A 13556-nucleotide genomic window follows, 5' to 3' on the forward strand; every position below is an offset into this window, starting at 1 on the left:
GAGTAAAAAAATGAAAAAAATATAACGACTGTGCTTGCAGTCGTATCATGATCTTTGTATTATGGCGGCACGTTACGGTGAGATGGGTGAGTGGCTGAAACCACATCCCTGCTAAGGATGCATACGGGCAACTGTATCGAGGGTTCGAATCCCTCTCTCACCGCCACGATTTACTTATGTCGCGCTCATAGCTCAGCTGGATAGAGCACTTGGCTACGAACTAAGGGGTCGGGAGTTCGAATCTCTCTGAGCGCACCAATAAGTAAATCTGAAAACGTAGTCTTTTAAGACGACACAAGTTACGCGCTCATAGCTCAGCTGGATAGAGCACTTGGCTACGAACTAAGGGGTCGGGAGTTCGAATCTCTCTGAGCGCACCAACTTGAACAAATTACCGCACATGTTGCGGTTTTTTTGTGCTTGTGATTTATCGCTTTGATGCAGCCTGTCTTTTGTCTTTTGTCTTTTGTCTTTTGTCTTTTGTCTTTTGTCTTTTGTCTCTTACTTAGATTGTATAAAGCGTTCTATTTTATAAGACGATCCATCAGTAAATTTGATTTTGCTTTCTTTGGTAGATAAAACCTTATTTCAGATGTTCATGGTGATGCAATTTTTTAAATCTAAGGCAAGGAAAAGTTGACTCATTTAAAGCCGTGATTCAATGATGGCGATATACTTGTTATCTATCTTGAGCATTTATAAGTGAGTACAGCTAACTTTAGATTCCAAACTTGTGATGCAAAAGCCCTTTAAAAAGTAAATTTGGCTGATTTTTAGCGTGTTTAAAGGGCAATTGTTTATTTGCTGTGCGTTTGGTTAAATTTATATGAAAAAGCTCTTAACAAAAAATAAAAATCACGTATAATGAGCCTCATCAAGACGTCGCGCTCATAGCTCAGCTGGATAGAGCACTTGGCTACGAACTAAGGGGTCGGGAGTTCGAATCTCTCTGAGCGCACCAACTTGATCAAGATTGAAAAACCGCACATGTTGCGGTTTTTTTGTGTCTGAAATATAGCTAAAAACAATAAATTCAGTTCATCAATCAAGGTTCTAACTTAGCTTTTGTTTAACTTTGAGTGCAAAGACCGTATTTCCGCCTAAAGCCGGTAACATGTAGTGATACGGCATACTGCGCATAGCACGAAGTAAAAACGGTGCTTTGTCATCAATCTTCACCGCACTGGTCAATTGTAATAACGACCCTTGTTGTAAGGGGCGAATATGCATTGCACCTCGGACAAACTTTAAGTCCCCACCTGTTGCGGTATATTGATTTTGCAGTAAGTCGGGATAGTTAAAACGCATCTTAAAATCAAAGGGAATATTGATCACACCTAAACCCACCGAAATTTTATAGTCGGCATCCATGAGGTGCGGATTAATTTTCTGCACTTGCATATGTTTGACTTGTCTTGGAAATAAGTGCTTGAACGAAGACACATTAATCCAGCGCTGTAAGCTCGAAGGCTCTTGTGCATAATATTGAAAACTGGTGCTAAAGCGCATCAATTCATAATTTTGCCCAAAGGGAACGCGCTGCGCTGTCAAAATAAAGGACACAGGTTCTTTCGAGCTTTGACTTAATTGGGTGATTTTGTCGAGTTGAGAGGCATTCAATTTGAGTTCAGGCAATTGATTTGCAGCGAGAGTTTCACTACTAAAGGCTTTAAATCGGCGCTGTAATGATTCGAGTAAAAAACCATTGGTTCCCGCAGGAATCCCTAATTTGGCATCGGGTAAGGCATTTAATATTTTGCTAAACAAAAAACCTTTGGGCTGATTTAAATCGCCCCATTGGGTCACACTAATCAAGGTGTGTTGTGCATCAATCTCAAACCATTCAATTTTCCCTGCACCAAAGGACACTGGTGCTTCTAGAATCAAACTATTAATGCTGTTGTGCTGAATTTGGTGCTGCATCACCACGGTTTCTTTAAAGTTTAAAACCGGAATAGGTGTCGGGATATGGATGCGGTATTTAACTTGGCTGGTTGAACCTTGCTGTTGCAAAACCTCAGCAGATTTTAGCGTGGGAAATAAGCCGGCGTAGTTTGGATAATTACTGAGTAATCTGGCGACATTTTTACTGTTGGTTGGGACAACCACCGCGGCACTTTGAAATTTACCAACGACTTTTTGTCCTGCTTTCATCGTGGGTAGACTAATTTGCTGTGAAGGATGTGCAAAAATCACGATGTGATCACCGGCAAGATTTGCCAAGGCTTTGGCATTGCCATTAAATAAGTCCAAACTACTAGGGATCTGGGGTTGCCATTGAACGAATTTGGCCCAACTGGTCGATATGCTCAGTCCACTCAGAAACACCAGCACCATGATTATTTTTGTTATCTGCATGTCACATCCTGCGTATGCAATCTTTTATTTGTTGCTGTTTTTAACGTATTTCTAGAGGGAAGGGAAGTAGTGATGTGTTACAACCGACCATTAAAAAGCATGAAGCAAGTTTGAATTGTGGTGTAGTATTTAGCGCAATTCATTTTTAAATATTCATACGCTTATGTCTGAAAATCTACCTGCATTATCGCTGCGCTATTTTTTAAATCTAGAAGAATCACAGGATGGTTTTGCACTAGCTACTTTTGGCAAAAAGCAATTTACGCGTTTTTTAACGCCAGCCATTAGCCTTGGGATTATCATCTGGGGTTTTTACTTAGGTGTAAATGGTGTCGGTGCCTACTATGTTGGGCTGGGTGCTTTCTTTTTACTTCTTCAAGGTATCATGCGTTATTGGTTTTTACCGATGATGTTTAAACGCCAGTTTGTAAAATACCAATTAGGAAAAAGTGAACAAGGTATTGATTTATTTCAAGACTATGCAGAAATTCATGCCAATGGTCGTAAGAATATCTTCCATTATGCTGAAGTGGCCAATTTTGCTGAAGGCAAATTGACCTATATGCTTGAGCTGAAAAATAAAACCGTGATTATTGTGCCGAAAAGTGCATTTAAAGATACTGCGGACCAAGCGATTTTTAGCAATACTTTTCAGCACTAAGACAATCTATTCATAACAAAAGAGGGAGTAGTATGCAGTCACGTCCATCTAAAATTGTTTGCGTCGGTCGTAGTTATGCAGATCATGCCAAAGAATTAGGCAATGCAATTCCTGACCGTCCTGTGCTTTTTATGAAGCCGCCAAGTGCATTAACCGCATTAGAGCAAGGCATCTCATGGAATCCTGCATGGGGCAGTTGCCACTATGAATGCGAATTAAGTTTACGTATTGATCGTCCTTTATCGGCTGAAACTGATCCTCTCAAAGCCTTAGAAGCAGTTGGAGCTGTGACTTTGGGCCTAGATCTGACTTTGCGTGATCTACAAGATGACTTAAAGAAAAAAGGTCAGCCGTGGGAACGTGCCAAAGCTTATGATGGTTCTTGCATCCTTGCGGATTGGGTCGATGTCCAAGAGGTGGTTCAAGATTGGAAAGATGTACATTATACCTTGCATGTCAATGATGAACTGCGTCAGAACGGTGATACCGCATTGCTGATTTTTGATGTGGGTACATTACTGGCCGATATTAGCCAAGTATTTAGTCTTGAAGTGGGTGATGTGGTCATGACGGGTACGCCTGCGGGTGTTGCGGCACTACAGTCAGGTGAGCAGTTGAAAATGACCCTGAAAGGCAAAAATCAGGATTTTGTTTGGACAACTTTTGTCAAATAATCTGTGAACGACATACAAAAAGGCTGCTTAATGCAGCCTTTTTTGATTGATCTATTCAGTGCTGCTTGATTGCGGTGGCTCATTCGGTTGTAAAGGGCCGGTGTCTTTCCATGTTTCATAGGTCTCGGCCATATGCTGTGAGTCGGTGTCTCCCAATGCACCTGCTTTGGCATACCATTGTCGCGCTTTTTCACCATCACGAATGTCATAATGATAATAATGTGCCATTTTCATCGCGGAGTCGGCATCTTGCCCTTGTTCTGCAGCATAGCTTAAATATTCGGCAGCTTTGTCGGGTGTAGACGAAGGATGTTCAGAAAAATAGTGTTGATTTCCCAAGATTTTGATCGCCTCGACATTCTTTTGTTTGGCGGCTTTTTCATACCAAATTTGCGCTTGGTGTTTATCTTGAATTAAGCCTTTTCCAGTGTCATACATCCACCCAACGGTATATTCAGCAGCAGGATCATGAGTCTTTTTTGCAAGGTCTAGCACCCAGTGTGCAAGGAAAATATTGCCATCTTGCTGCATCTTTCGAATCACTTGATCTGCATGCGGGTTTCCTTGGTAGGCTTGAGTCATCAACCATGCGAATGCGTCCGTAGTGCCTTGATCCGCAGCAGCTTTGTACCAATGTACACTTTGTTCGATATTTTGTTCTGTGCCCGTTCCACTGAGGTATAAATCACCCACTTTCATTTGTGCAGTCGCATCGCCCGTTTGAGCGGTTTTGAGTGCAGAATTAAATTCACGCTGTTCTTTGGAACTACAAGCCGTTAAAAATACGGCAGATAAACACAGCGCTAAAATGGTTTTTTTATTCATTCGAAAGGGAGTCATTATCATTCTTTGTGGATTTTTTGATCTTAGCGGATTGTTGAATCACTTTATAGAGACCCTTATAGCTAAATTTAAACAAATTTAGGGCTTTAAGGCAGATTTTCTAAACTGATCTGGGGTGCAAAGCATCCATTTTTTAAACATATTTATAAACGCCGAGGCATTGGCATAACCAAGTTCTAAAGCAATATTTTCGACGGTTTGACCTGCGTTGAGCATCGACATGGCTTTCATGACTTTGAGGCGTTGTCGCCATTCATGCAGCGACATCCCAAGTTCTTTTTGACAATAACGTGCCAGAGTACGTTCCGTCATGTTTATCCGCTGTGCCAATTGCTCAAGCGCGCTCTGATCCGCAGGATGTTGATGTAAATAATCAAGCAGTTGTTTGAGGGCAGGGTGTTCCGAATGCGGTAAATAGCTACTGACCAATTTGGCTTGATGCAGTTGATCTAAGATCACATGGAGTAAGCGTTGATATTCGGCGGTATTTTCCAAGAGGTCGGCTTGTTGGTGCAACAGACGCAAATGGCTGAAGATCGCGGGGACTAAGGGCGAGCTGAGTAAAATCCCTGGTTGTTTCGGTAAGTGAGTACATAGCGATTCATGTACATATAAGGTTCCATGTGAAACCGCAGTACGATTTAAACCACTGTGTTCTAAATGTGGAGGAAGCCAAATGCCATAAGGCGGTGGAGTAATATAGTCTATCTGATTGATGTTCACTTCCATTACGCCATTAAAGGCATAGACAAACTCGCCCCAAGCATGCCCATGAACGGGATAAACAGACAGTGCAGGATCGTCACGAAAACTGATCCACAGCGCTGCTTGAATTTCATCGTTAGTGGTAAGTTGCTGGAACTGCGTATGATCTACACGAGCTTTATGACGCATGAGAAATTTTGCCTGAATAAGAAGATCACTTGTCTATTTTGAAGTATATATTTTATTTCTGACAGTTCTATAGTGTTGCTTGTCGTATTGCCGAGTAAATAGTGTGGAACAGCGTAAGGCGCTAGATGCAAAAGCTTCTGGTCTGATGATTATTTTGTGCATGATTTTAGGGATTCAACAGGTCATTTTGAAATTGGCCGCGGTTGATATTGCACCGATCATGCAAATTGCCATTCGATCAGGTCTGGCTGCGCTGTTGGTCTTTCCACTGATTCGTCTCAAGCCGGGAACACATTTATATACACGCGAATACTTGCTACCGGGTATCTGGTTGGCGTTTTTATTTTCAGCTGAATTTATTTTAGTGGCAGAATCCCTGCGCTATACCTCTGCATCACATACTGTTGTCTTGCTCTATACCGCACCGATATTCGTGGCATTAGGTTTACATTGGAAGTTGCCTGAAGAAAAGCTTACAGCGATCCAGTGGGTCGGTATTTTTATTGCCTTTTCAGGTATTGTCCTGTCGTTTATGGGACGTGAAAGTAGCACTACAGTCAACACTCAAGCCCTGTTGGGTGATGCGATGGCATTACTTGCAGGGGTGATGTGGGCCTTGACCACCATTTCATTAAGACTCACCAAACTCTCTAATGCACCTCCGACTCAGACCTTGTTTTATCAGTTAGTTGGTGGTTGTGTGTTTTTATTACCTGTGGCGTGGCTGACAGGACAAATGACTATACATTGGACCGTATTGTCCATCAGCAGCATGATTTTTCATGTGCTCATTATTTCATTTTTCAGCCTGATGTTGTGGTTTTGGCTGTTAAGTAAATATCTGGCCAATGGTCTGGGCGTATTTTCATTCCTTACCCCAATCTTTGGTCTGGTCTTTGGCGTATTGATCTTAAATGAAACGATTGAACTGAACTTTATCTTGGGGACGGCCTTAGTAATGGTCGGGGTGATGACGGTAACCTTGCATCGATGGTTAGCTAAATTGATGGGACGTCAGCGCACAGCGACCTAAGATCATGTATAAATAAAAAAGGAGAGCTACGGCTCTCCTTTTTTTATTTACGCTTATTTTTCTTCAAAAATAGTCGCAAGTGGAATCGAGAGTTTGGCCGCGAGATAATCATCCGATTCGACCAGTTGCGGCCCAATTTTTTCCATCCAAACATCATCTGGATCGACGCGACCTAAATCTTGCCGTTTAGGGAGCGGATAGGGCAGCTTACTGTAAAAACTCCAAAAGTCCACTTGGGTTAAATTACGAACTAAAACATAATGATCATCATCTGTACGTTTAATCAGGTGTTGCTCTTCAAACAATAAAATATAGCTTGGCAGGCGGCCGATTTCATCACGCCCTAAAACCTCAAGCGCTTCTTTTTCTGTCACGCTCTGACCGAGTTTTTGCTTTTTATAAAATAATTCAAGCAAATCCATCAACATAATAACAGGATGACGTTTTTGGTCGTTGCCCGAATTGAAAGCGGTCAGTGCATAACTAATTTCTACCCCAATCAGTACGATATTCCATGAAAGGAATATCCAAAGCAGGAAAATTGGCACTGCAGCAAAAGCACCGTAAACGATTTGATAACTGGTGAAATTTGACATGACAAAACCAAAGAGGTTTTTGAGTAATTCAAATACCACGGCACTAAAGACACCCGCGATCAGCGCCGCCTTAATCGGCACACTGCGGTTGGGAATCGTCCAATACAGAATGAAAAAACCTAAAATGGTCAATGAAAAAGACAAGATCCACAGCAGAAAAGCCCCATCCAGTTCATAGCCGGCAAAATTATTGCTGAGGACATTCATAGAGGCCAAGGTAGATGACACAACAAATGCGCTACCCAGTAAGATTGGGCCTAATGAGATAATAGTCCAATAGCGCATAAAGCCAATAATGCCGCCACGTGTCTCACGCACCCGCCAAATTCGGTTAAATACTGTCTCAATGCTGGTCAGCATCATAACTGTGGTAATGAATAAAAACAGTACACCAATAACAGTCAGGTTACTGGATTTATCGGTGAATGCATTCAGTGCTTTATCAAAAGCAATTGTCGTTTTCGGTAGAAAATTACTATAAATCAATTGTTGAAGCTGTTGACGAGCAGGTTCTAAAGCTTTAATTGAGGAGATGATGACCAAGAATACGGTCAACATGGGTACCACTGCAAACAAGGTGGTATAGGTTAATGATCCTGCTTGTTCACGGCAGCGATCGGCTTCAAAACGTCGAATGACAAATAAAACAAACTGAAACCATTTCTTGTCGTAAAAGGGAAGTTTTTTTAAAAATGCTTCGATCATGCTTTCAAGTCTCGAGTTATTTTAGTCATGTTTATGCAATTTTCATCACTTAGCTTAACCAAAAAATAGGAAAAATACCGTATAGTTTTCTTTTTTCATTGAATTTATAAAAATGACGCAAGCTTATGTACTAGTGCTGTATTACAGCAAATATGGTTCAACACGTGAGATGGCACATTTGATTGCCAATGGGATTGAAGCTTCTGGGATGGCGGTAAAAATACGTACCGTTCCAAATTTATCTACCGTGGTAACTGACGTGCAGCCCAGTATTCCTGCCGAAGGCGATATTTACTGTAGCTTAGATGACTTAGCGCATTGTTCAGGTCTAGCTCTAGGCTCACCGACCCGTTTTGGTAATATGGCGTCGGAAATGAAATATTTCTGGGATCAAACCACAGCGCTTTGGCTCAATGGCGCATTACATGGCAAACCTGCCTGTGTGTTTACCAGTTCAGGTTCAATGCATGGGGGACAGGAAAGTACTTTGCTGACCATGCTGCCGCCTTTGTTTCATCACGGAATGATGGTTATGGGTTTAAGTAATGCCCATCCGGCATTATCAAATACCAAAACGGGTGGTACACCTTATGGTGCAAGCCATGTCAGTGGTCCACGCCATGATCAGTCATTGAGTCAAGATGAGCGTAACTTGTGTGAAGAGCTGGGTAAACGCCTAGGCGAAGTCGTCAAAAAGTTGATTTGATACTTACTTGCTCTAGGAAGTTGCGCTAACTTTGTAGCGAACGGGCAAGAAAAGGCTTAAATATTGCACTTTTCTTGCTTTATTTACGTGTGACGTCTTTTTATTTATGACGTTGTATACCGACCAAAATATAAAAAAATCTGTCGAACTATTCCTGAAATATTAAAAATAAATGATATTAACAATATATTGAAAGTTTTTAAATACAGCCTGCTCAGTGATGGTTTCGAGTCGAATATTGCTCTCTCTTTGGGCGCGTTATTTTTATTTTTTGATTACATGATTTGTATTTAAATTTCTTCTTTGGGGTGTGTGATGTCTATTGTTAATTTTCGAATGACTTTCCTGTGTTCCGTATTGGCTGCATCTTCCTTGTGTACGGCAATGCCAGTTTATACAGTATGGATTTCCCGCAAAAGAAAAAGTCGAAGAAAAAGAATTTTTAGCGAAACAAGATCAAGTTAAAGTGGACTCAAAATCTTTAACTGATGTTTCAAAATAATTGATTCGCCATGGTTTTCGAATAGCATTTCAATAGACTAGAAATACATATTAGAAAAACAATAACCTATTAAAAAAGAGCGCTGAAGCGCTCTTTTTTTATATCCAAATTAGTCTTGATCCGAAGTCTTTGCAGCGTCTTCAGGCTGTTGCTCAACTTCAAAGCGCTGTTTGCAATCTAAACATTGGTAGTCGAGAAAAATATTTTGATCGACGATCACGCCGGCTTTTTTACCAAAACGGTGTCCGAGAAAACCGCCTGTAATACCGACGCTAATTGCACCAACAAAAGTCCCGATGGTTCCGCCCATAATCACGCCAAGTGGGCCAGCAGTCACGCCACCAATCGCAGCACCAATAGATGCGCCAGATGCCGCACCACCGACAGTCCCTGCAGCAGTTCCAGCACCACTGAGTAAGACCCCACCAATTTTTTGTAAGTTTTGTTCATGGTTACGCTTTTCAATATGGGTTGATCCACATTTTGGACATTTAACTGTCGGTTCCATGTTTTGATCTTCTGTATTCATAACTTTCCATAGCCTTAAAAAATAAAATGGCCGAATTTATGGTGCAGCATAATGTAATTTGACAGATGAGTAGTTGACCCATTCGATCAAATGTGACGATTTTCCTGAATTTTATCGAGTTTTGCACACCGATGTTTTGTCTGCTTGTAACTAAGGCGTTAAAAAGTGCGCTCTATGTCACCTTAATGGCAAATTTTTAGCAAAAAAAAGAACACCTGATGTGTTCTTTTTTCTTTTGAACGTAAACTAGTCACGAACAAATTCAACTGTACCATTCGCCAGCGATTTCACACGTGCCAATGATTCAACGCGATAACCTTTTTCAAGCAAAATATCACGACCAGGTTGGAATGATTTTTCAATCACGATACCGATACCCAACACTTCAGCACTTGCTTGATGAATAAGATCTGCAAGACCTAAAGCCGCTTGACCATTGGCCAAGAAGTCATCAATCACTAAAACTTTATCTTCAGCATTGATGTGCTTTTTAGAAATCGCGATCGTGCTTTCAGTTTGTTTGGTAAAAGAAAACACTTTTGAGCGATACAAATCATCTTTTAAGGTCAAAGATTGATATTTACGTGCAAAAATCACAGGAACACCAAGTTCAAGACCAGCCATTACTGCAGGTGCAATACCTGATGCTTCAATCGTAATGATTTTTGTGATGCCAGCATCTTTAAAAAGACGGGCAAATTCTTGACCAATTTGCTGCATCATCACAGGGTCAATTTGGTGGTTCAGGAAAGAATCGACTTTCAGAACTTCTTCAGAGAGAACGATACCTTCAGCTAAGATTTTCTGTTCCAGAGCGTGCACGGGAGAATCCTCGAGGGGGGCAGGTGCTTTTTAAAGCAAAAGCGTATTTTAAAAAGCACCGTGAAAAATGCAAGCGAAATTGATCAAATCAATTAATTTGTTGCACCTTTATAGCCCGTTAACAATAAACCGTAAGAGGTTTTATTGTCTTGGTGAGAAACTTTGACAGGTAGGTAATCTAGTTTTGGTGCTAACCAGAAGGTGGTTTGACGGCCAGGTTTGTCATGGCGCATCACGACTTTCACGGTGTCAAAAGTCCCGTAAGTGGTTTTCACTTTTTCAGTGCCTTGTTTCACGAACTTACGAGCTTCAACCTCTTTGGCATCGGCAATGTAGTAATTCGATTTCAAACCACCATTTTTTAAATCTTCACGAATTTGCAATTCAGCATTGAGTTCATCTAACACACCTGATTTCCACGCAAATGAACGCGCTTTATCATCTTTTTTGGTATTAATGGTTTTTGCGCCAGCATTAAAATTAATATTCATGGTGTTGTTGTGCACCAAAATTTTGCTGCTGCGGCTAAAGCTGTTCGAGTGAATTTGGCTGCCATTTAAACTAAAACGACTGGTTTCAGTTGCAGAGGCCATCGCACCAGCTTTTGCTGCGAAAACATACGTCCAGTTATTCCCAGATTGTTTTAGGGTACGTGTTGCAGAACCCAAGTTTTTGCCGTTGTAGTTAAACTGGTAGTTGGCTTGGAATGGACTCATGGCAAATGACTGACTTGAGAAACCAGTCAAAAGCAGTGTAGTCGATACCCCAGCAACAAGACCTAAATTTTTCAAAACTGAATGTGCCATAAGTATGGTTTTCCTATTCAATAGAAGTGCGGTGGGCTAAACCACCTGATATATTTATTATGCGGCTGGATTGTGGAGAATCACGTCACAAATCCGTGCCTAATGTATATATTGTGTAGCGTTTTTATAGGTTCAAGATGCCTAAGTACAGGATAAGTCTAGCTTTCCTTTTGCTTTATAGGCGTGACTTCATCGTCTTTTAAATTTGAATCATCCCAGTCTTCCATCCGTTCTTGCGACATTTTGGTGAACAATGCGGTTAAATTAACATTACCAATCACCACCAATTCGGCCTCACGTAAAACAGCATGGTTGACATGGACTTTGCCCAGTGTGTCGATAATCGATCGACTTTTACCGAGCCAGCGATTCAGGTCTAAATACAGTAAATCATCTTTAACTTTGATCACATTGAGCTTTTCCAAAATCATACCCAATGGATCTTGGTTGAGTACTTTTTGATAGAACCATAACGCCATGCGCACGCCCATCTTATACAGAACATTTGGATACTTTGCTTCAATCACTTGTGTATCACTAATTTGTTCAAATACGATCAATTGGGTTTGTTTGTTGAGTTCCATCTGTACCAGTTTTAAATCAACAGAGAGTGTTATGATCAGCCCGTTATAATCCAATGTGGCATACAGTCGAAGCCAGTCATCATGCAGGTCAGCATGCAAGTCTTTGAGCATTTTCACATTATCGGTGACAAAGCGCTGAAATGTCGCATTTAAAAACACTTGAGACATTGGGAATTCACGCTCATCTTCAATAAATCCTTCAGCTTTTTGGTACACTTGGCGTATACGTTTAGCGATATTGGAAACTAGCGTTTGCATAAGAAGTGCATCCTGACAAATTATGTTTTTTGACGATGTTTATCTTGTCGATTTCTATAAAAACACAAGGTTTTGATCTTGCAGTTTAGCAAAATAAATTGCACCATTTTCATGATTTTAATTGTGCATTATCTATGTGTTGATGGATTTCTCGTTTTCATCAAAAAATGAATACGAGTTTTATTTTATACTGTTTTAAGCAGTTTGGGGAATGCGGCAAATAGTCGGTTTAATGTGATGCTGAAAAAAATAACGTTCATGCCCTTGATGAAAGAGTGGTGGAAAGATCCCATATTTGCAACTGCGTTGGTGTTTGCTGCTGTGTTGCATTTGGCATTTTTAACCATGCAATTTACCATGCCCCAAGAGGCTGACTATAACACCAAAGAAATTGCAGTTTCTTTACGTTCTACGACGGAAAAAATTGAACATGCAGACTTTTTAGCACAAGCCGATCAGCAGGGCTCTGGGACATTCCGTGAGTCACATCGTATGTCGAGTGACATGCCTGCACCGATGATCGAACAAAAAGCCGGTGAGCAAAAAAGTGAAGCTTTAGAACAACTGCAACAAAAGAAAGAGCTCAGTTTTGAAGATAAAGTGTTGATGACAACTTTGAGTTGGCAAAAACAAGCGGAAGAAAACAGTCGCAAAAAAGCTGTTGAGGAGTTGAATAGTCAGTTTCAGGCCAAGGCTGCGATGGTGGCGAGTATCGAAGCTCAATATTTACAACGTCAGCAAAACTTTAGCCGTCAGCAAAAAATTAAAACCATAGATGGTATTCAAGCCAAGCAAGATGTTTCTGCGGCCTATATGGAAAAGTTTCGTGAAAAAGTCGAGTTTTACGGTAACCGTTACTATCCTGAAGCGGCAAAACAGCAGCAGCTACGAGGTGAAGTACGCTTAATGGTTATTTTGAACAGTAATGGCGGGATTCGTGCCATTCGTTTGATCGAAAGTTCAGGTTCAAGCTTATTGGACGAAGCTGCAAAAACCTCTGTGCGTAAGGCGGCACCTTTTGGTTTGTTTGATGCCAAAATGAAAGACATCTCAGAACTTCGTATTGTGCGGACTTGGCGCTTCGATCCTGCAGAAGCAGAGTTTGAGGTTCGTTAAAATTCAGTTGTGATAGCGTCGCAAAACTTCGCAGATTTCGACGCTAAAACTTGCATACCATTGGTTTTTCCCCAATTGCTGCGCCACCAGATGTTGTGCATCTTGCTGCCAAGCTCGAATGTCTTCTAAGGTATTCCAGTAGGAAAGGGCGATTTCATGCTCAGCCTCTGTTAGCGCTTCAAAATGTTGACAGTTAAAGTGTGTCAAGGCTTTGTCTCTAAGCTGCTGTGCAGTCGAAAAATACAGCTCATCAAGCGTACGAATGCGTGCTTTAAAAATAACGACATATTGCATATCTTTCCTTCCTTGGTTTTTATAATGTTAAAAAAGCGAGCCGTAGCTCACTGCTGTCCCACAATTTTTCACAAGAGGAAGCTCATTTGAGCTTCCTCTTGTTTTATGGGTATTTTATCGGGTGAAAATAAAGCTTTTAAAGTTCTTCTTTCAAACAAATTCACTTGAATTATTC

Annotated in this window: 14 protein-coding genes and 4 tRNA genes; 9 read left to right on the plus strand and 9 right to left on the minus strand. The window is 41.0% G+C overall.

Annotated features, from left to right (window positions below; genetic code table 11):
• The first annotated feature begins 76 nt into the window (after positions 1-76).
• The 4 genes from FTV03_RS00795 to FTV03_RS00810 all read left to right on the plus strand — a co-directional run bounded on the left by FTV03_RS00795 (position 77) and on the right by FTV03_RS00810 (position 961).
• Positions 77-166 (plus strand) — tRNA-Ser (locus FTV03_RS00795).
• A gap of 15 nt (positions 167-181) precedes the next feature.
• A tRNA-Arg gene (locus FTV03_RS00800) sits at positions 182-258 on the plus strand.
• Between the two features lie 45 nt (positions 259-303).
• Positions 304-380, plus strand: a tRNA-Arg gene (locus FTV03_RS00805).
• A gap of 504 nt (positions 381-884) precedes the next feature.
• Positions 885-961 (plus strand) — tRNA-Arg (locus FTV03_RS00810).
• Between the two features lie 92 nt (positions 962-1053).
• On the opposite strand, the gene FTV03_RS00815 is transcribed toward FTV03_RS00810, so the two are convergent.
• The gene (locus FTV03_RS00815; RefSeq protein ID WP_180039493.1) at positions 1054-2358 is read right to left on the minus strand and encodes an SRPBCC family protein; all 1305 of its coding nucleotides are present in this window, start codon (positions 2356-2358) and stop codon (positions 1054-1056) included.
• Positions 2359-2521: 163 nt separating this feature from the next.
• Between FTV03_RS00815 and FTV03_RS00820 the strand changes: the two genes are divergently transcribed.
• A complete protein-coding gene (locus FTV03_RS00820; protein WP_180008423.1) occupies positions 2522-3019 on the plus strand; it encodes a YcxB family protein in 498 nt (165 codons plus the stop codon).
• A 32-nt stretch (positions 3020-3051) separates the two neighbouring features.
• Positions 3052-3693 (plus strand): fumarylacetoacetate hydrolase family protein, encoded by a 642-nt coding sequence (locus FTV03_RS00825; RefSeq protein ID WP_180039495.1) that lies wholly within the window; start codon positions 3052-3054, stop codon positions 3691-3693.
• 51 nt (positions 3694-3744) lie between these two features.
• On the opposite strand, the gene FTV03_RS00830 is transcribed toward FTV03_RS00825, so the two are convergent.
• Together FTV03_RS00830 and FTV03_RS00835 are read right to left on the minus strand one after the other, a co-directional pair.
• The gene (locus tag FTV03_RS00830) at positions 3745-4518 is read right to left on the minus strand and encodes a tetratricopeptide repeat protein (protein ID WP_180039497.1); all 774 of its coding nucleotides are present in this window, start codon (positions 4516-4518) and stop codon (positions 3745-3747) included.
• A gap of 96 nt (positions 4519-4614) precedes the next feature.
• Entirely contained in the window at positions 4615-5430 is an 816-nt protein-coding gene (locus FTV03_RS00835) for a helix-turn-helix domain-containing protein (RefSeq protein WP_180039499.1), read from the minus strand.
• A 103-nt stretch (positions 5431-5533) separates the two neighbouring features.
• On the opposite strand from FTV03_RS00835, the gene FTV03_RS00840 reads away from it, so the two are divergent.
• The gene (locus FTV03_RS00840; RefSeq protein ID WP_180039500.1) at positions 5534-6463 is read left to right on the plus strand and encodes a DMT family transporter; all 930 of its coding nucleotides are present in this window, start codon (positions 5534-5536) and stop codon (positions 6461-6463) included.
• Positions 6464-6516: 53 nt separating this feature from the next.
• On the opposite strand, the gene FTV03_RS00845 is transcribed toward FTV03_RS00840, so the two are convergent.
• On the minus strand, positions 6517-7764 hold the full coding sequence (locus FTV03_RS00845; RefSeq protein WP_078192438.1) for a YihY family inner membrane protein: 1248 nt from the start codon (positions 7762-7764) through the stop codon (positions 6517-6519).
• A gap of 112 nt (positions 7765-7876) precedes the next feature.
• Here FTV03_RS00845 and wrbA point away from each other — a divergent pair, with 112 nt between their 5' ends.
• Positions 7877-8470, plus strand: coding sequence for an NAD(P)H:quinone oxidoreductase (gene wrbA / locus FTV03_RS00850; RefSeq protein WP_180010538.1), 594 nt, complete (start codon positions 7877-7879; stop codon positions 8468-8470).
• A gap of 611 nt (positions 8471-9081) precedes the next feature.
• Here the strand turns inward: wrbA and FTV03_RS00855 are convergent.
• From FTV03_RS00855 to FTV03_RS00870, 4 genes are all read right to left on the minus strand, one after another.
• The gene (locus tag FTV03_RS00855; protein ID WP_143221573.1) at positions 9082-9480 is read right to left on the minus strand and encodes a hypothetical protein; all 399 of its coding nucleotides are present in this window, start codon (positions 9478-9480) and stop codon (positions 9082-9084) included.
• Between the two features lie 267 nt (positions 9481-9747).
• Positions 9748-10323, minus strand: coding sequence for a xanthine phosphoribosyltransferase (locus FTV03_RS00860; protein WP_078189246.1), 576 nt, complete (start codon positions 10321-10323; stop codon positions 9748-9750).
• Positions 10324-10415: 92 nt separating this feature from the next.
• Entirely contained in the window at positions 10416-11129 is a 714-nt protein-coding gene (locus tag FTV03_RS00865) for a DUF3108 domain-containing protein (RefSeq protein WP_078192434.1), read from the minus strand.
• A 158-nt stretch (positions 11130-11287) separates the two neighbouring features.
• Positions 11288-11971: a hypothetical protein gene (locus tag FTV03_RS00870; protein ID WP_111885941.1), complete on the minus strand. Its 684-nt coding sequence runs from the start codon at positions 11969-11971 to the stop codon at positions 11288-11290.
• Between the two features lie 258 nt (positions 11972-12229).
• Here FTV03_RS00870 and FTV03_RS00875 point away from each other — a divergent pair, with 258 nt between their 5' ends.
• Positions 12230-13087 carry an energy transducer TonB gene (locus tag FTV03_RS00875; RefSeq protein ID WP_218950591.1) on the plus strand — a complete coding sequence of 286 codons (858 nt, stop codon included), beginning with the start codon at positions 12230-12232 and terminating at the stop codon, positions 13085-13087.
• 3 nt (positions 13088-13090) lie between these two features.
• Here the strand turns inward: FTV03_RS00875 and FTV03_RS00880 are convergent, their stop codons facing one another.
• A complete protein-coding gene (locus tag FTV03_RS00880; RefSeq protein ID WP_180026041.1) occupies positions 13091-13381 on the minus strand; it encodes an antibiotic biosynthesis monooxygenase in 291 nt (96 codons plus the stop codon).
• Between the last annotated feature and the right edge of the window lie 175 nt (positions 13382-13556).

Source organism: Acinetobacter sp. YH12218 (genome assembly GCF_013417925.1).
Lineage (GTDB): Bacteria > Pseudomonadota > Gammaproteobacteria > Pseudomonadales > Moraxellaceae > Acinetobacter > Acinetobacter amyesii.